This is a genomic window from Rhizobium sp. N621 (assembly GCF_001664325.1).
In the GTDB taxonomy this organism is placed as follows: domain Bacteria; phylum Pseudomonadota; class Alphaproteobacteria; order Rhizobiales; family Rhizobiaceae; genus Rhizobium; species Rhizobium esperanzae.
The window spans coordinates 469,308-491,018 of sequence record NZ_CP013498.1 but is presented as its reverse complement, the minus strand read 5'-3'; the positions used below and the strand labels follow the sequence as shown (position 1 = coordinate 491,018).

General features: G+C 62.5%; 22 protein-coding genes. 16 read left to right on the top strand and 6 right to left on the bottom strand.

What is annotated here, in order from left to right; all coding sequences use genetic code 11:
• Positions 1 to 3 precede the first annotated feature (3 nt).
• The gene (cobM, locus tag AMK00_RS26965) at positions 4 to 762 is read left to right on the top strand and encodes a precorrin-4 C(11)-methyltransferase (RefSeq protein WP_064812299.1); all 759 of its coding nucleotides are present in this window, start codon (positions 4 to 6) and stop codon (positions 760 to 762) included.
• 56 nt (positions 763 to 818) lie between these two features.
• Here the strand turns inward: cobM and AMK00_RS26960 are convergent, their stop codons facing one another.
• Together AMK00_RS26960 and AMK00_RS26955 are read right to left on the bottom strand one after the other, a co-directional pair.
• The gene (locus tag AMK00_RS26960; RefSeq protein ID WP_064812298.1) at positions 819 to 1,631 is read right to left on the bottom strand and encodes a TIM barrel protein; all 813 of its coding nucleotides are present in this window, start codon (positions 1,629 to 1,631) and stop codon (positions 819 to 821) included.
• A 163-nt stretch (positions 1,632 to 1,794) separates the two neighbouring features.
• Positions 1,795 to 2,823: a LacI family DNA-binding transcriptional regulator gene (locus AMK00_RS26955; protein WP_010007774.1), complete on the bottom strand. Its 1,029-nt coding sequence runs from the start codon at positions 2,821 to 2,823 to the stop codon at positions 1,795 to 1,797.
• A 131-nt stretch (positions 2,824 to 2,954) separates the two neighbouring features.
• Between AMK00_RS26955 and AMK00_RS26950 the strand changes: the two genes are divergently transcribed.
• From AMK00_RS26950 to AMK00_RS26895, 13 genes are all read left to right on the top strand, one after another.
• Complete coding sequence (locus AMK00_RS26950) at positions 2,955 to 4,043, top strand: fatty acid desaturase family protein (protein ID WP_064812297.1); 1,089 nt, start codon at positions 2,955 to 2,957, stop codon at positions 4,041 to 4,043.
• A gap of 22 nt (positions 4,044 to 4,065) precedes the next feature.
• Positions 4,066 to 4,380 carry a MocE family 2Fe-2S type ferredoxin gene (locus AMK00_RS26945; RefSeq protein ID WP_011428298.1) on the top strand — a complete coding sequence of 105 codons (315 nt, stop codon included), beginning with the start codon at positions 4,066 to 4,068 and terminating at the stop codon, positions 4,378 to 4,380.
• 10 nt (positions 4,381 to 4,390) lie between these two features.
• On the top strand, positions 4,391 to 5,617 hold the full coding sequence (locus tag AMK00_RS26940) for an NAD(P)/FAD-dependent oxidoreductase (protein ID WP_064812296.1): 1,227 nt from the start codon (positions 4,391 to 4,393) through the stop codon (positions 5,615 to 5,617).
• A 25-nt stretch (positions 5,618 to 5,642) separates the two neighbouring features.
• Positions 5,643 to 6,458: a 3-methyl-2-oxobutanoate hydroxymethyltransferase gene (locus tag AMK00_RS26935; protein WP_176439347.1), complete on the top strand. Its 816-nt coding sequence runs from the start codon at positions 5,643 to 5,645 to the stop codon at positions 6,456 to 6,458.
• Positions 6,459 to 6,537: 79 nt separating this feature from the next.
• Positions 6,538 to 7,476 (top strand): NUDIX hydrolase, encoded by a 939-nt coding sequence (locus tag AMK00_RS26930; protein WP_189637647.1) that lies wholly within the window; start codon positions 6,538 to 6,540, stop codon positions 7,474 to 7,476.
• Between the two features lie 69 nt (positions 7,477 to 7,545).
• Positions 7,546 to 8,517, top strand: coding sequence for a quinolinate synthase NadA (gene nadA, locus AMK00_RS26925; RefSeq protein ID WP_064812294.1), 972 nt, complete (start codon positions 7,546 to 7,548; stop codon positions 8,515 to 8,517).
• Complete coding sequence (locus AMK00_RS26920; protein ID WP_064812293.1) at positions 8,514 to 10,055, top strand: L-aspartate oxidase; 1,542 nt, start codon at positions 8,514 to 8,516, stop codon at positions 10,053 to 10,055. The genes nadA and AMK00_RS26920 overlap by 4 nt, the downstream gene beginning before the upstream one ends.
• Positions 10,033 to 10,923, top strand: coding sequence for a carboxylating nicotinate-nucleotide diphosphorylase (gene nadC, locus AMK00_RS26915; protein ID WP_189637052.1), 891 nt, complete (start codon positions 10,033 to 10,035; stop codon positions 10,921 to 10,923). The genes AMK00_RS26920 and nadC overlap by 23 nt, the downstream gene beginning before the upstream one ends.
• Positions 10,924 to 11,194: 271 nt before the next feature.
• Positions 11,195 to 13,150 (top strand): BTAD domain-containing putative transcriptional regulator, encoded by a 1,956-nt coding sequence (locus AMK00_RS26910; RefSeq protein WP_064812292.1) that lies wholly within the window; start codon positions 11,195 to 11,197, stop codon positions 13,148 to 13,150.
• 106 nt (positions 13,151 to 13,256) lie between these two features.
• Positions 13,257 to 13,400 (top strand): hypothetical protein, encoded by a 144-nt coding sequence (locus tag AMK00_RS32745; RefSeq protein ID WP_164517828.1) that lies wholly within the window; start codon positions 13,257 to 13,259, stop codon positions 13,398 to 13,400.
• Between the two features lie 15 nt (positions 13,401 to 13,415).
• Positions 13,416 to 14,678 carry a YcaO-like family protein gene (locus AMK00_RS26905; protein WP_064812291.1) on the top strand — a complete coding sequence of 421 codons (1,263 nt, stop codon included), beginning with the start codon at positions 13,416 to 13,418 and terminating at the stop codon, positions 14,676 to 14,678.
• Complete coding sequence (locus tag AMK00_RS26900; protein ID WP_064812290.1) at positions 14,675 to 15,418, top strand: TfuA-like protein; 744 nt, start codon at positions 14,675 to 14,677, stop codon at positions 15,416 to 15,418. Before AMK00_RS26905 ends, AMK00_RS26900 begins: the two co-directional genes overlap by 4 nt.
• A gap of 65 nt (positions 15,419 to 15,483) precedes the next feature.
• Complete coding sequence (locus AMK00_RS26895; protein ID WP_004668299.1) at positions 15,484 to 15,750, top strand: hypothetical protein; 267 nt, start codon at positions 15,484 to 15,486, stop codon at positions 15,748 to 15,750.
• 40 nt (positions 15,751 to 15,790) lie between these two features.
• Here the strand turns inward: AMK00_RS26895 and AMK00_RS26890 are convergent, their stop codons facing one another.
• The 3 genes from AMK00_RS26890 to AMK00_RS26880 all read right to left on the bottom strand — a co-directional run bounded on the left by AMK00_RS26890 (position 15,791) and on the right by AMK00_RS26880 (position 18,176).
• Positions 15,791 to 16,195 carry a helix-turn-helix domain-containing protein gene (locus AMK00_RS26890; protein ID WP_064808765.1) on the bottom strand — a complete coding sequence of 135 codons (405 nt, stop codon included), beginning with the start codon at positions 16,193 to 16,195 and terminating at the stop codon, positions 15,791 to 15,793.
• Between the two features lie 269 nt (positions 16,196 to 16,464).
• Positions 16,465 to 17,301, bottom strand: coding sequence for an amidohydrolase family protein (locus AMK00_RS26885; protein WP_064812289.1), 837 nt, complete (start codon positions 17,299 to 17,301; stop codon positions 16,465 to 16,467).
• Between the two features lie 89 nt (positions 17,302 to 17,390).
• A complete protein-coding gene (locus AMK00_RS26880; RefSeq protein WP_064812288.1) occupies positions 17,391 to 18,176 on the bottom strand; it encodes an IclR family transcriptional regulator in 786 nt (261 codons plus the stop codon).
• A gap of 295 nt (positions 18,177 to 18,471) precedes the next feature.
• On the opposite strand from AMK00_RS26880, the gene AMK00_RS26875 reads away from it, so the two are divergent.
• Together AMK00_RS26875 and AMK00_RS26870 are read left to right on the top strand one after the other, a co-directional pair.
• Positions 18,472 to 19,206 carry an SDR family oxidoreductase gene (locus AMK00_RS26875; protein ID WP_064812287.1) on the top strand — a complete coding sequence of 245 codons (735 nt, stop codon included), beginning with the start codon at positions 18,472 to 18,474 and terminating at the stop codon, positions 19,204 to 19,206.
• A 78-nt stretch (positions 19,207 to 19,284) separates the two neighbouring features.
• The gene (locus AMK00_RS26870) at positions 19,285 to 20,562 is read left to right on the top strand and encodes an L-fuconate dehydratase (protein WP_064812286.1); all 1,278 of its coding nucleotides are present in this window, start codon (positions 19,285 to 19,287) and stop codon (positions 20,560 to 20,562) included.
• Positions 20,563 to 20,622: 60 nt separating this feature from the next.
• Here the strand turns inward: AMK00_RS26870 and AMK00_RS26865 are convergent, their stop codons facing one another.
• Positions 20,623 to 21,516 (bottom strand): NAD(P)/FAD-dependent oxidoreductase, encoded by an 894-nt coding sequence (locus AMK00_RS26865; RefSeq protein ID WP_064812285.1) that lies wholly within the window; start codon positions 21,514 to 21,516, stop codon positions 20,623 to 20,625.
• Positions 21,517 to 21,711 lie beyond the last annotated feature (195 nt).

Genomic DNA, 21,711 nt, shown 5'->3' with positions numbered 1-21,711 from the left:
GGAATGACGGTGCATTTCATCGGCGCGGGGCCGGGGGCTGCAGATCTGATCACGGTGCGTGGCCGCGATCTCATCGCCCGGTGCCCGGTCTGTCTTTATGCGGGTTCGATCGTCTCCCCCGAACTGCTGCAATATTGCTCGGCGGATGCGCGGATCGTCGACACCGCACCCATGTCGCTCGACGAGATCGAGGCGGAATATCTGAGCGCCGCTGCAGCCGGCCAGGACGTCGCAAGGCTGCATTCCGGCGATCTCTCGGTCTGGAGCGCGGTCGCCGAGCAGGTGCGCCGGCTTGAAAAACACGGCATTGCCTATACGATGACGCCAGGTGTTCCGGCCTTTGCCGCCGCTGCCTCGGCACTCGGGCGCGAGCTGACGATCCCGGCCGTCGCCCAGAGCCTGGTGCTCACCCGCGTTTCCGGCCGCGCTTCGCCGATGCCGAACGATGAGACGCTAGCGAAATTCGGCGCGACAGGCGCCACGCTGGCGATCCATCTGGCAATCCATGCGCTGAAGCAGGTGGTGGAGGAATTGACGCCGCTTTACGGCGCCGACTGCCCGGTCGCCATTGTCGTCAAGGCCTCCTGGCCGGACGAGCGCGTCCTGCGCGGCACGCTCTCAAATATCGAGGCAAAGGTTGCGGCCGAACCGATCGAACGCATGGCGATCATTTTCGTCGGCCCGTCGCTTGCGGCAGAGGATTTTCGCGAGAGCTCGCTCTACGACCCCACCTATCAGCGCCGGTTTAGAGGCCGCGAATAGATCGATACGATCGGCCGCTCGCCGGCGGCCGATCGTCAGGCGACGTTGCTTAGGCTTCAAACCCTTGCGGAGAGATAATCCATGCTGGCGCGCAACGCGCCGGCCGGGTCCTTGACCGCATGCACTTCGGCTGCGAAGGGCTCGAAGGAGAAGGGACCCTTATAACCCGCCTGCAGCAGCGCCTTGATCTGCCCGGCATTGTCCAGCCGGTCGTCACCGTCGACGAGCACGCGGTGGGAATCGCGCATATCGGCAACGGAAACAGCGGGATCAGTGACGCCGGAAATGTGGACGAGACCGGCCAGTTCGGGGAAGGTCCCGGCTTCGCCGGCAAGGTGATGGTGGAAGGTGTCGTGGACGAGCTTGAAGGTCGATTGCGCGCCGAGTTCCTTGATTGCCTCGGCCGCCTCGGTCTTCGAGCGCAGTGAGCAGATCTCGAAACCGAGCGGCTCGACGAGACCGATAATGCCGGCTTTATCGAGCATCGGCTTCAACGCCGTCAAGGACTGGCGCAGATTGGCCTGCCGTTCGCCATCGGCGCAGCCGGTGCCGTCGTTCTTCGGAACGAGGACGAGCGCCTTGGCGCCGCAGGCGCTGGCATAATCGATCAGTTCCTGCGCTTCCCTGGCGCGGGCTTCATTCCATTCGTTGAAGCGCTGCAGGGCGTTGATCGAAATAATCGTCAGGCCGTGGCGGTCGGCAGCCTGCTTGATCGCTTCGGGTTTGGTGCCGTCGAGAATCGCATTGCCGGAAAGGTCGTTGCGGATCTCGACCGAATCGATGCCGAGCGACTTTGTCAGCGCGAAGAAATCATCGATTGCGAGCGACGGCGCGGCCATATGGTTGAGCGCAAAGCGGATCGAAGTCATGACGGATATATCCTCCTCGTCTCCGCGACATCAGCGGAGCAGTTCCTCGTGAATGAGCGTGCGAATTTCTATCGGAATTCCTGCGGCAATCCATCGGGCATCGCTGCCCCCCGCTCTCATTGCTGAAAGAATTTCAGCCGAAATGATAGATTTCCATCATTTCTCAGATATTCTCCGAAATATGGATATCGAAGGGCAGGAAGAACTGGCCGGGAACGGCCGTTTCGCTGTTTTCGATCGCACTCGTCATCAGCCCTATCAGCTCTTTGCACAGTGCGGGCAGGGGGGTGCCGATCGCCATGGCGACGATATCGTCGGCAAGCCCGGCTTTGCTGTCGGGCGTCAGCTCGTTGACCACGAGAACGATCCTGCCGCCGAGATTCTCCTCACGGATCGCCGAGATCGCGCCTTCCATGCCGCCGCCGCAGACATAAAGGCCGACGAGATCGGGATGCTTCTGTAGCAGCGTCAGCGTCGCCTCATGGGTGATCTCCGGAGTATCTAGGTTGATCAATGTATCGATGACGTCGAATTCCGGCGCGTTTTCACGAAAATAGGAACGAAAACCGATCTCACGCAGCTCATGTCCGTGAAAACGGTGACTGCCGACAAAACAGGCGACCTTACCCGGCACACGGGCAGTCTTGGCAATCACCCACGCGGCGGTCCGGCCGACCTTGCGGTTGTTGACGCCAATATAGGCATTGCGCACCCCTGAGGCGAAGTCGGAAAGCAGCGAAAAGACGGGAATGTCTCTTTCCCTCAGTTCCTCAATTGCCGCCGTCACCGCAGGATAGTCTGGAGCGACGAGAGCGATGGCCTGATTGCGGGCGCCGAGGGCCTTGAGCTTCTCGACGATCGCCGCCGGTGTTGAAGCCGAGGGATAGTCGATCTGGGTCTGGACACGGGCGGTGGTCACGGCGCGTGCCGCCACTTCGATCTCGCGAGCGAAAGCCTGATAGAAGGGCTGCATCGGCTTTTGCAGCAGGAACGCCAGCCTGTATTGCGGCAGATCCTCGAAGACCCGTTGCCGGATGAGGCCGACGGCATGGTAGCCGATCGACTGGGCTGCGTCATAGACCCGCCGCGCCGTTTCCTCGCGCACGCGGTGGCGACCGTTGAGCACCCGGTCGACGGTGGCGACGCTGACGCCCGAGGCGCGGGCAAGGTCGGAGATGGTGGGGCGGCGCATGGTGTTTCCTGATGGATTCGCTCATGGATGCGAGCCACTCTTGATGGCTTTTGATAGATTACATCAAGCCTGCATTGAGCCTCGCCCAAAGTCAACCTATTCTCCCGGCAACAGCATTAGGGAGGCGGATAATGGCGAGCGAGACCAAGAAGCGTGACTACGACCTGCTCGGCGAAAGCGGCCGCACCGCGGTGGAGACGGGACTGGCGGCTGCCGAATGGTATCACACCGAGATTCCGCGCAAGGAGATGAAGGCGCTGATGCAGCGATCCGATGCGCCGGCGATCCGTGACACGGTCATCTGGCTCGGCAGCATGGTGGTCTTTGCCGGTCTCGGCATCTATTTCTGGGGCTCCTGGATCGCTCTGCCCTTCTTCCTCGCTTACGGCGTGCTCTACGGCTCGGCCTCCGACAGCCGCTGGCATGAATGCGGTCACGGCACCGCCTTCAAAACGCGCTGGATGAACGACGCCGTCTACCAGATCGCCTGCTTCATGATCATGCGCAATCCGGTGACCTGGCGCTGGAGCCATACGCGCCATCATACCGATACGGTCATCGTCGGCCGCGATCCGGAGATCGCCGTCATGCGGCCGCCGGACCTGCTCCGGTTGATCCTCAATTTCTTCGGCATTCTCGACGTCTGGCACGCGATGGCCGACATGCTGCGCAACGCCTTCGGAGTCGTCAGCGCGGCGGAGAAAACCTTCATTCCAGAAATGGAACAGCCCAAAGCGATCCGCATCGCCCGCATCTGGCTGGCGATCTATCTTGCGACCGTCGCCGTCGCGGCCGTCACGGGCTCGATCCTGCCGCTGATGCTGATCGGCCTGCCGCGTCTCTACGGCGCCTGGCACCATGTGCTGACCGGGCTCCTGCAACATGGCGGGCTTGCCGACAACGTCATCGATCACCGGCTGAACAGCCGCACGGTCTATATGAACCCGATCAGCCGTTTCATTTATTGGAACATGAATTACCACGTCGAACATCACATGTTCCCCATGGTGCCCTATCACGCGCTGCCCCGGCTGCACGCAATGATCAAGCACGATCTGCCGGCGCCGAACCGGTCGATCTGGTCGGGCTACCGCGAGATGATCCCGGCTTTCCTGCGCCAGCTGCGCAACGAGGATTATTTCCTGAAGCGGGAACTGCCGGCCACCGCACGGCCCTACCGCGAGGAATTCCACAACGAACTCGCCCCGGCGGCGCAATAAGCACAATCAAGGGAGGTTAGAGATGAGCGGAAACTGGATCGAAGTCTGCGGCAAGGACGAGATCGACGAAGAGGATGTCATCCGCTTCGATCATGGCGGGCGCACCTTCGCGGTCTACCGCAGCCCCGACGACGAATTCTTCGCCACCGACGGACTCTGCACGCATGAACATATCCATCTCGCCGACGGGCTTGTGATGGATGAAATCATCGAATGCCCGAAACATAACGGCCGCTTCAACTACAAGACGGGCGAAGCCAAGGGTGCACCGGTCTGCGTCAATCTCAAGACCTATCCGGTCAAGATCGAAGGCGACACCGTCTTCATCGCTGTCTGAGGAGGCTGATGTGGCTCATTTCGTCATCCTCGGTGCGGGCGAATGCGGTGCTCGCGCCGCTTTCGCTCTGCGGGAAAAGGGTTTTGCCGGCGAGATAACGCTCGTTGGCGCCGAACCCCTTCACCCTTATGAACGGCCGCCGCTTTCCAAGGCCGCTGCCGCCGATGCCGGCGATCCGAAATTCATCGCGGCTGCGGAAAAATACGCCGAAAGCGGCATCCGGCTGCTGATCGGTCTTGAAGCCAGGGATTTCGATCCTGCCTCCCGGACCGTCCTGCTTTCGGATGGCGCCGCACTCTCCTACGACAAGCTTCTGCTGGCGACGGGCGCGGCCGCGCGATCGTTCCCGGGCGCCTCCGAAGGCAATCCGCATATCCGTTCGCTTCGCACCCATGACGATGCGGCCGCTCTGCGCGAAGCCATGAAGCCCGGCCGGCATATCGCCATTATCGGCGGCGGCTTCATCGGGCTGGAACTTGCCGCGACGGCGCGCCTGCTTGGCGCCGATGTCACCGTCATTGAGGGCCTGGAACGCGTGCTGAAGCGCGGCGTGCCGGACGAGATCGCTCATCTGCTGACCGAACGCCACCGGGCCGAAGGTGTCGATATCCGCTGCGGTGTCTCGATTGAGACATTGACTGCGGAAAGCGGGAAGGCCGTCGTCAAACTATCGACTGGCGAGGTGATAGAAGCCGATCTCGCCCTCGTCGGCATTGGCGCGCGGCCGAATGTCGACATCGCCGAAAGGGCGGGGCTTACAATCGAAAACGGCATTGCCGTCGACACCTATCTCCGGACCTCGGCGCCTGATGTTTTTGCCGCCGGCGACTGCTGTTCCTTTCCGCTGCCGATCTATGGCGGCCGGCGGGTAAGGCTCGAATCCTGGCGCAATGCCCAGGAGCAGGGCACGTTGGCCGCCGCCAACATGCTCGGCTGCGACGAAGCCGTTTCAACCGTGCCGTGGTTCTGGTCGGATCAATACGACATGACGCTGCAGATATCAGGCCTCGCCGAAGGGGCGGTCCTGCATCTGCGCCGCGACCTCGGACCGGACGCCTTCATTCTCTTCCACCTCGGCGCCGATGGCCGGTTGATCGCCGCAAGCGGCATCGGCCTGGGCAATGCCGTGGCGCGCGACATCAGACTTGCGGAAATGTTGATCGCGGCTGGCGCCCATCCAGACCCTGCTGCGCTGACATCAAGCAACGTCAAGCTGAAATCCCTTCTGGCCGCCTGAGGCCCCGATATTTTCAAAGGAATTGATGATGAAAAAACATAAGCGTGCAACCGTTGCCGATCTGCTTGCGGAAAAGGGCAAGCGCCAGCTGACCATGCTGCGCGTCACCTCGCTCGAGGAGGCCGAAGCCGCCGAAAAGGCCGGGATCGATATCGTTTCGGTACCGCCGTCGCTGCTCGGCCCGGTCTTCCGCGAGATCGCCCCCACGCCCTTTGCCATTCCGGGTCTCGAATATGGCGACCACGTCTCGGCCGAAGACTACCTGCGCGCCGCCTTTGCGGCCCTGAAGGCCGGCGGTGATGCCGTCTATTGCGCCGCGAGCCTGCAGACGATCCGTCGCCTGCGCGACGAGGGCATCCCCGTCTGCGGCCATCTCGGGCTGATCCCCTCGAAAGCCACCTGGACCGGAGGCTTCCGCGCCGTCGGCAAGACGGCAGCGAGTGCGGCCGAGATCTGGCGGCAGACCAAAGCGCTCGAGGAGGCTGGCGCCTTCGCCGCCGAAATCGAAGTCGTGCCGGGTGACGTTGCCGCCGCCATCAGCAGCAACACCTCGATGCTGATGATCTCGATGGGCGCGGGCAGCGGCTGCGACGCCCAATATCTCTTCGCCGACGACGTGCTCGGCGCCAACCGCGATCATTATCCCCGCCATGCCAAGGTCTATCGCAACTTCGCCGCCGAACATGATCGGCTGCAGCGCGAGCGCATCGCCGCCTTCACCGAATTCGCCGAGGACGTCAGGACCGGCGCCTATCCGGAAAAGCGTCACTGCGTCGGTATCGACGAGGCCGAACTGAAGATTTTCCTCGACCGGCTGACTAACGAGACGGGCAAGCGCTGACGCCTGCCCGGCGACTCCCTTCTTCCCAGCGGGGAGAGGGGGAAAGTTGCATTGGCTTCCGTCGCCGCCTGTGGCAGGAATGATCCGTTCGATTCATTCGGAACGGAGTATTCGGCCCCCTGTGACGATCGGCTTTGCGCATGCGGAACTGATTGCAGTGCTCGTCGCGGTGACGGGGGATGAGCCGCGCGTCATGACCATCCGCTCCGGCAACGCGCTGCCGTCGGGCCCATTCGAAATGGGCCATCGAACCCTGCAATCGGGCCTGCGCGAATGGGTGCAGGAGCAGACCGAGCACCCGGTTGGTTATCTCGAACAACTCTATACCTTCGCCGACCGCGACCGGAACAACGAGATTCTTGGCGGGCGGACGATCTCGATCAGCTATCTCGGCCTCGTCAACGAGCAGGCGGGCGCCGGCCGGCCCGGATGGCACGGCTGGTACGACTATTTTCCCTGGGAAGACCATCGGCAGGGCCGGCCGGCCGTGCTGGATGAAATCGTGGCCCGCCTGAAAAGCTGGGCGGATGCCGATCCGGCCCGGCGGGACCATCGCCATCGCCGCGCCGACTTCACCTTCGGCCTCGACGGCGGCGGCTGGAATGAGGATCTGGCCCTGCAACGCTACGAACTGCTTTATGAAGCCGGCCTCGTGGCCGAAGCCGGATGCGGGGCGGAAGCCAATCTCGGCCGGGCGATGTTTGCCGATCATCGCCGCATTCTTGCGACCGGGATTGCTCGGCTGCGCGCCAAGATTAAGTACCGCCCCGTCGTCTTCGAACTGATGCCGGAGAGTTTTACGCTTCTGCGGCTGCAGCGCACAATTGAGGCCCTGGCCGGACTGACGCTGCACAAGCAGAATTTCCGCCGCCTGATCGAACAGCAGGAACTGGTCGAGGAAACCGGCGGAACTGAAAGCGAAACCGGCGGCCGGCCGGCCAAGCTCTTCCGCTTCCGCCACACCGTGCTCGAAGAACGGGCGCTCGCAGGAACGAAATTACCGCTCTCCCGCAATTGACATATGCTCATAGCGAGAATATGTCTTTGCCTGTGATATGCTCAAATCGAGCATAATTAGGAGCCGGTCATGAATCACGCAGTTTCCGCATCCTCGCTCTACAACCGCGTCAGCCGCGTCATCCCCAAAGCCGAATGGATGTCGTTCGCGGACGACGTGGACGCCATTCTCGAGCTCAAGCGCCGCCGTAATGCCGTCATTCTCGCTCACAACTATCAGACGCCTGAGATTTTTCACGGTGCGGCCGATATCGTCGGCGACAGCCTGGCGCTCGCCCGCAAGGCTGTCGAGGTCGATGCCGATGTCATCGTGCTGGCCGGCGTGCATTTCATGGCCGAGACCGCCAAGCTTCTGAACCCCGAAAAAACCGTGCTGATCCCCGATCTCGGCGCCGGCTGCTCGCTGGCGGATTCGATCACGCCGGAGGATATTGCGCTGCTGCGCCAGGCTCATCCCGGCGTGCCGGTCATCACCTATGTCAATACCTCGGCGGCGGTGAAGGCCGCCTCCGACATCTGCTGCACCTCGGGTAATGCCAAACAGGTGGTGGAGTCGCTCGGCGTGCCGAAGGTGCTGATGATCCCTGACGAATATCTCGCCCGCAACGTCGCCCGTGAGACCGACGTCGAGATCATCGCCTGGCATGGGCATTGCGAAGTGCATGAACTCTTCACCGCAGACGATGTTCGCCGGCTGCGTGAAAACCATCCCGGCGTGACGGTGCTCGCCCATCCGGAATGCCCGCCGGACGTGGTGGCGGAGGCCGATTTCGCCGGCTCCACCGCTGTGATGTCCGATTATGTCGGCAGGCAGAAGCCGGCGCGCGTCGTGCTACTGACCGAATGCTCGATGAGCGACAACGTCGCAGTCCACCATCCCGACGTCGAATTCATCCGCCCCTGCAATCTCTGCCCCCATATGAAGCGGATCAACCTCGCCAATATTCGCGCCGCACTTGAGGAAAACCGCCATGAAGTGACGGTCGATCCGGCAATCGCCGCAGCGGCGCGGCGCGCCGTCGAAAGGATGCTGGCGATATGAGCGAACGTCTCGATCATCTTGCCGGGCGCACCGTCATCGTCGGCAGCGGCCTGGCCGGGCTGATGACGGCACTGACGCTGGCGCCGGAACCCTCCGTCATCGTCACCCGCGCCGCCCTCGGCACACAGACCTCAAGCGCCTGGGCGCAGGGCGGCATTGCCGCCAGCATCGGCGCCGACGACAGTGCGGCGCTGCATCTGGCCGATACGCTTGCGGCCGGCGACGGGCTCTGCGACCGGACCGTCGCGGCCGGCATCATTGCCGAGGCACCGGCAGCCATTGCCGCGTTGGAACAGGCCGGCGTGCGCTTCGACCGCAATGCGACGGGAGAATTCTCGCTCGGATTGGAGGCGGCCCATAACCGCCGCCGCATCGTCCATGCCGAAGGCGATGGTTCGGGTGCGGCAATCATCGCCGCATTGGTACGGGCCGTGGCGCAGTCGCCTGCCATTTCAGTGCTCGAAGGCTTCGAAGCGCGGCGGATTCTGATGGACGGAGAAGGGGTCGCCGGCCTGCTCTGCGCGACCGCGGATGGGACTGCCATCCTGCCGACCGCGAAGGTGGTGCTGGCCACTGGCGGTATCGGCGGCCTTTATGATGCGACCACCAATCCGATCGGCAATTTCGGCCAGGGGATTGCGCTCGCGGCACGGGCGGGTGCCGACCTTGCCGACATGGAATTCGTCCAGTTCCATCCGACGGCGCTCGATTCTCGCCGCAGGCCCTTGGCGCTGGTCAGCGAGGCGGTGCGCGGCGAGGGGGCTCTGCTCGTCAATGAAAGCGGTGAACGGTTCATGGCCTGCATCCCGGGCGCCGAGCTTGCGCCACGCGATGTGGTGGCGCGCGCCATCAGTGCCGAGATCGCCCGCGGCGGCAGGGTCTTCCTCGATGCCCGCGACGCGCTCGGCAGCCGGTTCGCTACACGCTTCCCTGTGATCGCAGCCCTTTGCGGCGAAGCCGGAATCGATCCGGCGAAAGACCTCATTCCGGTGCGCCCGGCCGTTCACTACCACATGGGCGGCGTCGCAACCGATGCCAACGGCCGCAGCTCCGTTCCCGGCCTCTGGGGTGCCGGGGAGGCGGCCTCGACCGGCCTGCACGGCGCAAACCGGCTGGCCAGCAATTCGCTGCTGGAAGCGGCGGTGATGGGCATGCGGGCGGCGCGTGACATAGGGGGCATGCCGGCACGAACCGGCAGTCCCTTCCAATCCGAAAGGCTGCCGGCGCCGGCCGACGCATCGCTGGTCCGGCCGGTCGTCTCGCGCCATCTCGGCGTGCTGCGCAATGGGGGCGCGGTGCAGGACGCGATTGCCGCCCTGCTGCCGCTTGCCGAAAGTGACGGCCCGGCCGCCGATCCGGCCATCGTCGCGCTTCTGATCGCCGTGTTTGCCGGTCTGCGGATGGAATCGCGCGGCGCCCATGCCCGCACCGATTTTCCGCTGAAGCTCGCTGATATCAAGCGTCGTCGGATGCGTCTGTCCCAGGCGTTGGAGATCGCCCGTGCAACACCGTCCTATGCCCTTGCCAGGAGTGCCTGAGATGAGCCTTACTCCCCTTCCGCGTCTGATTATCGAACCCTTGGTGCGGGCAGCCCTGCTCGAAGATCTCGGCCTTGCCGGCGACATCACCTCGGCATCGGTCATTCCCTCGGATCACCACTCCACGGTGGTGATGGCCGCCCGCCAGCCCGGCGTGATCGCCGGCCTCGATGCGGCCGACCTCGCCTTCACGCTCGTCGATCCTCAAATCGTCATGCGCCGCCACATCGAGGACGGCGATGCGGTCAAATCCGGTGACGTCATCGCCACCATCGAGGGCCCTTCGCGCGGACTCTTGACCGGTGAGCGCACCGCGCTGAATTTCCTCGGCCATCTCTCCGGCATCGCCACCGTCACCGCCGGGATTGCCGCTGCCATCAGCGGCACCAAGGCCTCGGTCGCCTGCACGCGCAAGACGACGCCGGGGCTGCGGGCGCTGGAAAAATATGCAGTACGGGCCGGCGGCGGCATGAACCACCGTTTCGCGCTTTATGACGCGGTGCTGATCAAGGACAACCACGTGGCCATATCAGGCGGCGTTGCCGAGGCGATCCGCCGGGCGCGGGCCGGCGTCGGTCACCTGGTCAAGATCGAGGTCGAAGTGGACAGGCTCGATCAGCTGCAGGAGGCGATGGCCGTCGGTGTCGATGCCGTTCTGCTCGACAATATGACGCCGGACCAGCTGCGCGAGGCGGTCGCCATCGTTGCCGGGCGGGCAATCACCGAGGCATCGGGCCGGGTGACGCCGGCAACGGCCGCTGCAATCGCCGCTTCCGGCGTCGACCTTATTTCGGTCGGTTGGCTGACGCACAGCGCGCCCGTGTTGGATATCGGCCTCGATTTCGTCGAGGCCGCCGGCGCGGCATAAACCAGCGCCAAATAGATCGCGCCGATGCTGTGATCGATCAGGACCGCTTGCTGTTGGTTGCGGCTGTAGAGGCCGCAACGGCTGGAATAACGGATCAAAATCACGTCGGGGGGCAAAGTGTTGGCAAGCATTTCCGGCCGCTTATGTGAGAAAATGCAAATATTCGGTGTAAAAACTTCTTTTTGCGCTATGCGCGGGCCTATTATCGCTCTAACATGTTCCTGAGCGACCGGTGCGTATGCGCGTCTGGTCTTCAGGGGTGAGAAGCGGGATGCAACGGACATCCGGACAGATGTCGACGAACAGGCTTTGCCTGCTCGGAAGACCGCGATTGCTGGCAGCGGGGAGGGAACTCCCCTTGCCGGAGAAGTCTTATTTTCTCTTCGCCATGCTCGCCGCCGAAACCAATCTCGAACTCGACCGGGAAACCGTCAGGCGGCAGCTCTGGCAATCGGAAGCCCCGGAAAAACGCGCAGGCAGTCTGCGCCAGCTGCTGGCGCGCATCGAGCAAAGCATTCCCGCCGACCTTCCGCCGCTGCTGAAAGCGACCCGAACCCATATCGGCCTTGCCGACGGCTGGGAGGTCGACGTCCATATACTGAAGCAGAAAGGGCCGCTCGCGGCCGAAGACGGCGACATTCTGAATGGCGAATTGCTTGAAGGCGCCAAGTCGCCGACGCAGGGCGCCGAAGACTGGCTGACTTTCGAGCGCCAGCGCATCGATGAATTGCGCGCCGCCCATCTGACGCGGCTGGTGGAAACCACTGAAGACAGATCGGATGAGGAGCAGGTGGCCTTTGCCCGTCGCCTGCTGGAGCTCGACCCCGCCAGCGAGACGGCCTATCGGTCGCTGATGCGCACTTATGTCAGGATGAACGATCCGGCCGCCGCCCGACAGTCCTATCTGAAGTGCAAGAGCCAGTTGAAGGAAGAGTTCGACACCGAGCCGGAGGAAAGCACCACCGCGCTTGCCCGCGAACTCGGCCTGATCCCGGCAGCTCAGCCCGCAGCGGCCGAACGTCCGTCGGCAGTGCCCGGCGGCTTCGCCGATCTGCTCGGTCAGCCGCGGATCATCATCCTGCCGCCGGAAAGCATTTTCACCGATCCGCTGATGGAGCGCGTCGGCAGAGCCTTGCTTGAGGACGTCACCATCGGCCTCAGCCAGCAGCGCGGCTTCAAGGTGATCGCAGCCCATACGAGCCTCGAAATCCTCAGCCGTTCGGTCGATCCGGCCCGCGTGGTGCCCCGTGCGCTCGACATTAGCTTCGACTATGCGGTTTACGTCACCATCCAGGGCCGCGACGAGGATGTCTATGCGACCTGCCGTCTGACGCGGACGACGACATCGGAGGTGATCTGGGCTCTGGAACTGCCGCTGGTCATGCAGAAGATCAGCGAATCCTTCGCGCATCTGACACGGCGCATCGTCTCCTCGCTTGCCGATACGGTCGAACGCCACGAGCTGGCGATGCCGATCGGCGAGGCGCCGCCATCCGCTTACCGTCTCTATCTGGAAGGCAAGCGGCTGATCGCCCAGACCGATCTGCAGCATCTGCGCCAGGCGCGAAAATGGTTCAGATCCTCGCTTAATCGTTACGAGAATTTCTCGGCCGCCCATGCCGGCGTATCGCGTGCGCTCGGCATGGAATGGCTGATCCGCGGCATGCAGGACACCGAACTGCTCGACGAGGCGAACGGTGCGGCCCGGCTGGCGCAGCAATCCGACCCGAACAGCGGCCGGGCTTACCGCGAACTCGGCTTCGTGGCGCTGTATCGCCGCCGTTTCGACGAAAGCCTGGACTATTTCCAGCAGGCTCAGGATCTCAATCCGAACGACGCCGACATCCTTGCCGATTATGCCGATGCGCTTTCTCACGACGGCGATTTCGATCGGGCGCTGGAGCTGAGCAACGCGGCTTTCAAGCTCAATCCGCTGCCGCCGGACTATTATTACTGGAACCTCGGCGGCATCCATTTCATGCGCGAAGAATATAAAAAGGCGATTGAAGCGCTGGAACCGGTGAAGACCAAGCAGGCAACGGCGCGCCTGCTGGCAGCCTCTCATGCTATGGCGGGCGATCAGGGCAAGGCTGGGAATTACGCCCGGGTCGTCCTTGAAAACTTCCCTGATTTCCGCAGCGACGATATCCGTCACTTCGTTCCCGATCGCGACCCCGCCTTTACGGAACCGCTGATAAAAGGCCTGCAACTTGCCGGTCTTCCGTGATTGCATCGCCTTTTAACGAAGCCTGTAACGCTTAAATGACGCAGGCAATGTTTCCTTCGAATGGTTAACGGCAGAAACGCGCCGTTTAATCAATCGGAGATGAAACATGAAGACGAATGCTGAAACTCCCGCCGCTCAGACACAGTCCCTGCGCTTTTCCGCAGCCGCCAAAGCAGCCCTGAAGCAGGACGAACTCAACGTTTCCGCCAATGGGCTCGAGAGCCTGACGCATGCCCTGAGGTTTCGTTAAAGGGACGAGATCGGTATGTCCGCCTTCGCCGACCTCGAAACGCTTGCCGGTGACCTCGAACGATCATCGGCAGGCGTCAGCGACTATCACGACCGAGCAGTCACGCCGGCGCAGACACTTGCAGCCATCAGGCCGCATCTGCGCGAATTCGGTATTACGCGCGTCGGCCTGCTGACGGCTCTCGACGTGCTGAACATCCCCGTCGCCTTCGCGACGAGGCCGAACAGCCACACGCTTTCGGTCTTCCAGGGCAAAGGCATCGACAATGATGCCGCCATGGCCTCGGCCGCCATGGAAGCGATCGAGACGCGGATCGCGGAAATTCCGCCCGCCGACCTGACGCAGGCGACGGTGGAGAGCATGCGGGCGGAACGCGCCGCCATGATCGATCTCGACAATGTCGCACGATGCACACCCGATGAAATCGGCGGTGACCCCGTCCCCTGGTGCTCCGGCCTCGACGTTCTGTCCGGCAGCAGCGTCTTCGTCCCCTGGTGGCTCGTCGGCCTCGACCATCGCGGCGAACGGCCGCCGGGCTTCGAGCAATCGAGCGATGGGCTTGCCTCCGGCAATACGCCGTCCGAAGCGGTCCTGCACGGACTTTGCGAGCTGGTCGAGCGCGACGCCTGGGCTCTGACCCAGTTGAAATCACCACAGCGCCTCAAGGAAAGCCGCATCGACCCCGCCTCCTTCGGCGATGCGGTCATCGACGTCATGACCGACCGGATCGCGCGCGCCGGCATGCGGCTGCTGCTGCTCGACATGACTACGGATATCGGTGTTCCGGCTTTTCTGGCCGTCATTATGCCGGGCAATCTTTCCGACCGCGTCGACGTGCGCTGGTCGCATGTCTGCGGCGGCTGCGGCTGCCATCCCGATCCTGTGCGCGCCGCGCTGCGCGCCATTACCGAAGCGGCCCAGAGCCGGCTGACCGCAATCGCCGGCAGCCGCGACGATTTCTCCCCGCGCGTCTATCAGCGGCTCGACCGGAGTGCGGCGATGCAGCAGGTGGTCGAGCTCTGCCAGGGCGACGGCCGAACGCGCGCCTTTCAGAACCGCCATCACCGCTCGGCGACAATCCAGGAGACCATCCGCCACATAGCCGACCGGCTGGTGGCGAACGGGATCGAGCAGATCGTCGCCGTGCCCTTTGCCCATCCGGCTTTGCCGGTCTCGGTCGTCAGGGTGATCGTGCCGGGCCTGGAGGTCGATATATCAGGTCAGTACATCCAGCTCGGCCTGCGCGCCGTCAATACCATGAGAGGAGCCCAATCATGAAGGTTCTGTTCGTCGGTCCGAGCCTTGGTGGCGGCCTTGCCGCAGCGAGAAACATGTCTCCCTGCATCGATTTCCGCCCGCCCGCCGCCCGCGGCGATATTCTGAAGGCGGTGGAGGATGGCGCCACCGCGATCGGCCTCGTCGACGGCTATTTCGGCGATCTTCCTTCGGTCTGGCACAAGGAAATTCTCTACGCGCTCGAACATGACGTCGCCATAGCCGGCGGCGCCAGCATGGGCGCGTTGCGGGCTGCGGAATGCGCGCCGTTCGGCATGGTCGGCCTCGGCTCGATCTTCGAAGATTACGATTCCGGACGGCTGCTCGATGACGAAGCCGTTGCGCTGGTACATGCGCCGCAGGCGCTTGGCTGGCTGCCGCTTTCCGTGCCCTGGGTCGATTTCGAGCCGACGATCGATGCGCTTTATGCCTGCGGCGAGATTTCGACGGGTGAGCGCAAGAAACTGCTGCTCTCCGGCCGCTTCCTGCATTTCTCCGAGCGCACCTATGCGCGCGTGGTCGACGAGTGCCATTTCCGCAAGCCGCGCCGCGATCACCTTCTCGCCGCTCTCCGCAAGAATCGAGTCGAACGCAAGCGCGACGACGCGCGGCTGGTGCTGGAGTGGCTGCACCGCGACGAATTCGCGCCCGTCAACCGTGACTGGCGCTTTGCCGCAACCTCGCATTGGGATCTTTTGCACGCCGAAGTCACACGCAATGTGACTCCTGTAACGCTAGAATAACGGTCTCGGCGAAATGATGCAGTACTGATGGAATCTGAGGCTTAACGGCCAAAGGGGCGGGAACAATGTTTGAACAACATAACGAAGGTACAGGCAGTGAATACGCAAGGATCTTCCGGCTGCTGTCGGCAGCCAAGGAGGAGGCTGAAAAACTTCAGCTGCGTAATCTGATGCACCTGACGAACATGGCGCTGCTGCAGGTCGTAATCGATTGGGACGGCATAGATCCGGACAGGGAACTTGACGTCAACCTCGAGAAACTGCTCGGCAGCAAGGCCAAGATCGCAATGAAGGACGCTAGCGAGAATCTGATCCTGATCGATCGCCATTGACCTTCATGCCGTCCGTTAGGATCGCGTGAAGGAGACCGGCCTATTCGGCCGCTTCACCGTCGACCTGTTCGGTGTGGGCGATTGCCTGAACAAGCTTCAGGATCTTCTTGCGAAGAGCTTCGTTTTTGATCGAGAAGAACGCCGCATTCAAAAGGACACCCTCGCGCGAAATAACGAATTCCTCGCTGGGTGCGGGGTTGTCGTTAGCCGTTTCAGGGGTCGACAGGTCGTCGAAGAACGTCCTGACGTCGACATTCAGCGCGCCGGCGATTTCAACCAGCATGCTGGCGGAAACGCGGTTGGAGCCTTTTTCGTATTTCTGGATCTGCTGAAACGTTACGCCGACACGATCGCCCAATTCCGTCTGCGAAACTTTGCGCAGCAGACGCTGTATGCGGATCGTCTTTCCGACATGAACGTCCACTGCGTGCGGTTCTTCTTTCATTTGTTTTCCCTCCTGAGGACACGGACATGAGGTTATTCGCCATATCCGTGTCTGACAACTTGTAACTGAGACACACAAAGCTAGCAATTGTTTGGCTGTAAGTCGTCCCAAACCGAAACATTGCATCGCTTCATATTAGCAGCAGCAAAAAACATGCCAAAGTAGCACTTTTGGGGGGTACATCATCCGATTTCAGGGTGCCGGACATGGTGCGCAAACTTTGGCGGCGGGTTTCGCAGCCAAAGGATCGGGGCAGCGTAAACAAAAAGTTACAATGACCAGAGGCGCTGGGCATTGGCGAAGAGCAGCTTGGACCGCTCCGCCTCGCTGCTGCCGGAGATGACGGCATGGGTCGCTGCAACCCAGGTGGAAAGGCCGCCGCCGAGCGTGCAGACCGGCCAATCGCTGCCCCAGACGACACGATCCCAGCCGAAACTTGCGATCACATGTTCGATATAGGGCGTCAGCGTCTGTGCTGTCCATGTCTGCGCATCCGCATAGGTGACAACGCCGGAGATCTTGCAGATCACGTTCGGCCGGCGGGCGATCTCCGAAATGCCGGCCTTCCATGGCTCGAAGGCATCGGAGCGGATATCCGGCACGCCGCAATGATCGAGGACGAACTGCACGTCGGGCGCGAGATCGACGAGAGCGGTGACGCGACCGGCCTGGTGCGGCAATGTGCAGAGGTCGAAGGTCAGGCCGCTGCCACTGATGCGCCGGATATTGTCTCGAAACAGGGCACTTTCCGAGACGGTGTCAGGCACGACATGCAGCACGCGGCGGAAGCCCTTGACGAAGGGATCGGCCTTCTGCCGCTCGAGATAGGCTGCAAAACCCTCCTCTTCCGGGCGGCAGGAGACGATCGCCCCGGCAATCAGGCTGCCTCGCCCTTTGGCGAGAGAGGCAATGTGGTCGGTCTCAGCCTGCATCACGGCCGGATCGACATCGACCTCCATATGCAGCGCCGTGGTAATGCCGCAGCGCCGCGCCTCGGCCGCATAGGTCTCATAAAGAAAGTCACGATCGAGAGCCGGCACGCCGGAAAGCCAGGGATAAGAAAGCGCCGACCGGTCGATGATGTGCAGGTGGGTGTCGATGAGCACGTTTTCCTCCTCCAGAAATGGCCTTTGCCGCAACCTATTTCTCGTGAATGGATTATTCAAATAGAAATTCCCGAGATCCTCCCACCGATTCAGCCGGAATTGATGACATCCGCCCCGGCCAGCAGCGAAAGCTGAGCGGCGGTCTTCTGCACCAACGTGATCGTCTGCGTGATGTCGGGGGCAGACGGCGCGTTGACAAGGGCGATGAAGGGGCAGGTGAGGGCGGCGATGCAACGCCGATCCGGCCCGAGAACCGGCGCCGACAGATTGTAGACGCCCGATGTCTGGGCGCTTGCCATCATCTCGTAGCCGCGCTCGCGGATCTGGTCGAGACGATCGTAGAATTCGGCACCGAGGTCGATCTCGGCGCGGTTGCGCGCATGTTCCGATATCATCATCTCCCGCTCCTCGTCGCCGCGGAAGGCGAGCAGCACATGCCCCGAGCCGGTGTCGAACAGGCTGATATGGGCGCCGATGCGGATCGAGAAGCCCCAATAGTCCGGTGCTTCCTGCTGGGCGATGACAACGGCGGCGCCACGGTCGAAGACGGCGAGATGATTGGCCTGGCGGGTGCGCTGGGCGAGATCGCGCATCAGCGGCGTGGCATAGGAGGCAAGCCGGCGCACAGGCGCATGCAATTGCGCAAGACCGAAGAGCTTCAGCGTCAGCGAATAGCGATCGCCGTCCAGCCGGGTGACGTAACCGCGACGCACCAGCCGGTCGAGCATGCGATAGAATTCATTGGGGCTGCGGTCGAGCCGCTTGGCGATTTCCGCCTGGGTGAGGCCGCTGTCGACGCCGGCAAGCAGCTCCAGGATATCGAGACCCTTGTCAAGGGCAGGAGCGCGGTAGCGGTCTGACTCGTCGGTCTCCATTCCTTCCTCCTGTGAATATTGTTCTGCATATACGCAGAACCACGGCCGGAAAAGGAAAACTTCGCGCTTGACCCTTGGCCAATCGTCTGTTTGTCTATAAACAGACAAATCATAATTGAAGATAGCCGATCAGCAGAAACGAGGCGAGGCTTCGTGCCTTGCTCCAGACCGGACGAAACGCGCAAAGAGAGAAAATGGCAGGCTCTGATGGACGCCCTATTCCATCACTGCTCGGCCTTCGGCAAGATAACCGCATGCATCGTCTCATGTAGACAATCCAGAAGAGGCCCGTGACATGACAAACAGACTTTCCGGCAAGACCGTTCTCATTACCGCGGCCGGCCAGGGCATCGGCCGGGCGACGGCGGCAGCCTTTGCCGCGGTCGGCGCCAAGGTCCATGCAACCGACATCAACACCGATGCGCTGGCGACCCTTGCCGCGGAAACCGGCGTCTCCACCCATAAGCTCAACGTGCTCGATGGGGATGCGGTCACGGCGCTCGTCGCCGAAATCGGCGCTGTGGACGTGCTGTTCAACTGCGCCGGCTTCGTCCATGCCGGCTCGATCCTGGAAATGCCGGATTCCGATCTCGAATTCGCTTTCGACCTCAACGTCAAGGCAATGATCCGCACCATCCGGGCGGTGCTGCCCGGCATGCTCGAACGCAAGGACGGGTCGATCATCAACATGGCCTCCGTCGCCTCCAGCATCAAGGGCGTGCCGAATCGCTTCGCCTATGGTGTCACCAAGGCGGCGGTCATCGGTCTTACCAAATCGGTCGCCGCCGATTATGTTGCTCAAGGCATCCGCTGCAATGCCATCTGCCCCGGCACGGTGGAAAGTCCGTCCTTGCAGGACCGCATGCGCGCCCAGGGCGATTATGATGCGGCCCGCGCCGCCTTCATCGCCCGCCAGCCGATGGGCCGGCTCGGCACGCCGGAAGAGATCGCCGATCTCGCCGTCTATCTCGCCGGCGCTACCTACACGTCTGGCCAGGCGATCGCCATCGACGGCGGCTGGACGATCTGACGTCGGCTCGTGACGCGGCCGGCAGACCGCCGGCCGATCCGGCTATCGCAATTGGCCCCATAAATCGGGAGGAACACCATGATCCGCATCACCGACCTTCGCGTCTTCGATCTCCGCTTTCCCACCTCGCAAAGCCTGGACGGATCCGATGCGATGAACCCCGATCCCGACTATTCGGCCGCCTATGTCATTCTCGACACGGATGTTCCAGGCCTTGCCGGCCATGGCCTGACCTTCACCATCGGCCGCGGCAACGACATTTGCTGCATGGCGATCGAAGCGATGCGCCATCTTGTCATCGGCACCGACCTCGCCGAAGTTCTCGCCCATCCCGGCAAATTCTGGCGGCACCTGACCAGCGACAGCCAGTTGCGCTGGATCGGCCCGGAAAAGGGCGCCATTCACCTGGCGACCGGTGCCGTCGTCAACGCTGTCTGGGATCTGCTTGCCAAACAGGCCGGCAAGCCGGTCTGGCGGCTGGTCGCCGAGATGTCGCCGGAAGAAATCGCCGATATCGTCGACTACCGCTACCTCACCGACGTGCTGACGCGCGATGAAGCGGTCGCTATCCTCAAGAAGGCGGAAGCCGGCAAGGCGGAACGGATCGCCATTCTCGAAAAGGAGGGCTACGCCTGCTACACGACGTCGGCCGGCTGGCTGGGTTATGAAGACGAGAAATTGCGCCGGCTCTGCCAGGAAGCGATCGATGCCGGCTTCAACCATATCAAGATGAAGGTCGGCCGTGATCTCGACGACGATATCCGCCGTCTGAGGATCGCCCGCGAGGTGATCGGCCCCGACCGCTACCTGATGATCGACGCCAACCAGGTCTGGGACGTCGGCCAGGCGATCGACTGGGTCAAGGCGCTCGCCTTTGCCAAGCCCTTCTTCATCGAGGAGCCCACCAGCCCCGATGACGTCGCCGGCCATCGCAAGATCCGCCAGGCAATCACCCCGGTGAAGGTCGCGACCGGCGAGATGTGCCAGAACCGCATCATGTTCAAGCAGTTCATCGCCGAGAGCGCCATCGACATCGTCCAGATCGATTCCTGCCGCATGGGTGGGCTGAACGAGGTCCTTTCTGTGTTGCTGATCGCCGCCAAGTTCGGCCTGCCGGTCTGGCCGCACGCCGGCGGCGTCGGCCTCTGCGAATATGTGCAGCACCTGTCGATGATCGATTACGTCGCGGTGTCAGGCACCAAGGATGGCCGCGTCATCGAGTATGTCGATCACCTGCACGAACACTTCCTCGACCCCTGCCGGATCGAGAATGCCGCCTACATGCCGCCGACCCTGCCGGGCTTCTCCATCGAGATGAAACCGGCTTCGATCAGCGGCTATACATTTCGAGGCTGAGCAACCAGCGCCGGCGGCGCGCTCGTCCCCGCCAGAACCCGGAGAAGGAATTCTCTGCTCTCAAACCAGCATCGACTGCTGGGCGAAGATACCCGCCATCGCACCCTGCGATATTGCCGTGGTGACGGAGGCCATGGCTGGGTTGGCGACGTCGCCGGCCGCGTAGATGCCGGGCATGCTGGTTTCGCGGCGCTCGTCGACCTTGAGGGCGATGCCGAAGGGCGTATCGACCGTGGCGAGGCCCAGTGATTCATGCAGGCTTGCGGATGGCTTGTTGCGCGGATGCGCGAACAGGATATCAACCCCGGCATTGCGGCCGCTCTCGAGATTAACGGTGGTGATATGGCCCCGGTGATGGGCGATTTCGGCGATCCGGTCATCAACGACAGGTATGTTGCGGCGCGCCAGATCGGCGCGGATATCGGGCGCAATGTCGTGACCATCGGCGAAGACCGTCAACGTGTCGGTCCAGTCGTGATACAGCCTGACATAATTGTGCGACGGCGGGCCGGACCAGACAAGGCCCCAATGCTGGTCGGCGACTTCAAAGCCATCGCAATAGGGGCAGGGCACGATGGAAGTGCCCCAGCTTTCGGCAAAGCCGGGAACATCAGGCATCTGATCGGCGACGCCATAGCTCAGGATGAGGCGGCGCGCCCCAAGGCTTTCGCCATCGCCAGTGAGGACGGAGAAATCATCGATGGCGCCGGAGATGCTGTTGGCCCGGGCATTGACCAGCCTAACCGCGGGATAGCGTGCCAGCTGCTTCCGCGCCTCGGCCAGGATGTCCAGCGGTGGCTTGTGATCGTGGCCGAGCAGGCCATGCGAGTGGCCGGCGAAGCGATTGCGCGGCAGGCCCGTATCGAGAACGGTGACCCTGCGGCGGGCACGGCCGAGCTGAAGGGCGGCGGCGAGACCGGCAAAGCTGCCGCCGATGATGATGACGTCATCCATGGTGATAAGCTCCGTGCTGTTGAGCGAGTGTGATTGGCTGAGCCTTGGCGCGTCTCGTCCACCGATCTGCATCGATATGGCCAAGCGGCTTAGAGACTCGATCTATGGGACAGGATAAAATCCGTTCGTTGGCTTGCATATTTCCGATACTGCGTGGTATCGTAAGACATGAATAACGATACTGTCAAGGATCTT

Excerpts from the sequence above, each read along its gene's own strand:
- cobM (WP_064812299.1), top strand. The coding sequence starts at position 4 with ATGACGGTGCATTTCATCGGCGCGGGGCCGGGGGCTGCAGATCTGATC.
- AMK00_RS26960 (WP_064812298.1), bottom strand. The coding sequence starts at position 1,631 with ATGACTTCGATCCGCTTTGCGCTCAACCATATGGCCGCGCCGTCGCTC.
- AMK00_RS26955 (WP_010007774.1), bottom strand. The coding sequence starts at position 2,823 with ATGCGCCGCCCCACCATCTCCGACCTTGCCCGCGCCTCGGGCGTCAGC.
- AMK00_RS26950 (WP_064812297.1), top strand. The coding sequence starts at position 2,955 with ATGGCGAGCGAGACCAAGAAGCGTGACTACGACCTGCTCGGCGAAAGC.
- AMK00_RS26945 (WP_011428298.1), top strand. The coding sequence starts at position 4,066 with ATGAGCGGAAACTGGATCGAAGTCTGCGGCAAGGACGAGATCGACGAA.
- AMK00_RS26935 (WP_176439347.1), top strand. The coding sequence starts at position 5,643 with ATGATGAAAAAACATAAGCGTGCAACCGTTGCCGATCTGCTTGCGGAA.
- AMK00_RS26930 (WP_189637647.1), top strand. The coding sequence starts at position 6,538 with ATGATCCGTTCGATTCATTCGGAACGGAGTATTCGGCCCCCTGTGACG.
- nadA (WP_064812294.1), top strand. The coding sequence starts at position 7,546 with ATGAATCACGCAGTTTCCGCATCCTCGCTCTACAACCGCGTCAGCCGC.
- AMK00_RS26920 (WP_064812293.1), top strand. The coding sequence starts at position 8,514 with ATGAGCGAACGTCTCGATCATCTTGCCGGGCGCACCGTCATCGTCGGC.
- nadC (WP_189637052.1), top strand. The coding sequence starts at position 10,033 with ATGCCCTTGCCAGGAGTGCCTGAGATGAGCCTTACTCCCCTTCCGCGT.
- AMK00_RS26910 (WP_064812292.1), top strand. The coding sequence starts at position 11,195 with ATGCAACGGACATCCGGACAGATGTCGACGAACAGGCTTTGCCTGCTC.
- AMK00_RS32745 (WP_164517828.1), top strand. The coding sequence starts at position 13,257 with ATGAAGACGAATGCTGAAACTCCCGCCGCTCAGACACAGTCCCTGCGC.
- AMK00_RS26905 (WP_064812291.1), top strand. The coding sequence starts at position 13,416 with ATGTCCGCCTTCGCCGACCTCGAAACGCTTGCCGGTGACCTCGAACGA.
- AMK00_RS26900 (WP_064812290.1), top strand. The coding sequence starts at position 14,675 with ATGAAGGTTCTGTTCGTCGGTCCGAGCCTTGGTGGCGGCCTTGCCGCA.
- AMK00_RS26895 (WP_004668299.1), top strand. The coding sequence starts at position 15,484 with ATGTTTGAACAACATAACGAAGGTACAGGCAGTGAATACGCAAGGATC.
- AMK00_RS26890 (WP_064808765.1), bottom strand. The coding sequence starts at position 16,195 with ATGAAAGAAGAACCGCACGCAGTGGACGTTCATGTCGGAAAGACGATC.
- AMK00_RS26880 (WP_064812288.1), bottom strand. The coding sequence starts at position 18,176 with ATGGAGACCGACGAGTCAGACCGCTACCGCGCTCCTGCCCTTGACAAG.
- AMK00_RS26875 (WP_064812287.1), top strand. The coding sequence starts at position 18,472 with ATGACAAACAGACTTTCCGGCAAGACCGTTCTCATTACCGCGGCCGGC.
- AMK00_RS26870 (WP_064812286.1), top strand. The coding sequence starts at position 19,285 with ATGATCCGCATCACCGACCTTCGCGTCTTCGATCTCCGCTTTCCCACC.
- AMK00_RS26865 (WP_064812285.1), bottom strand. The coding sequence starts at position 21,516 with ATGGATGACGTCATCATCATCGGCGGCAGCTTTGCCGGTCTCGCCGCC.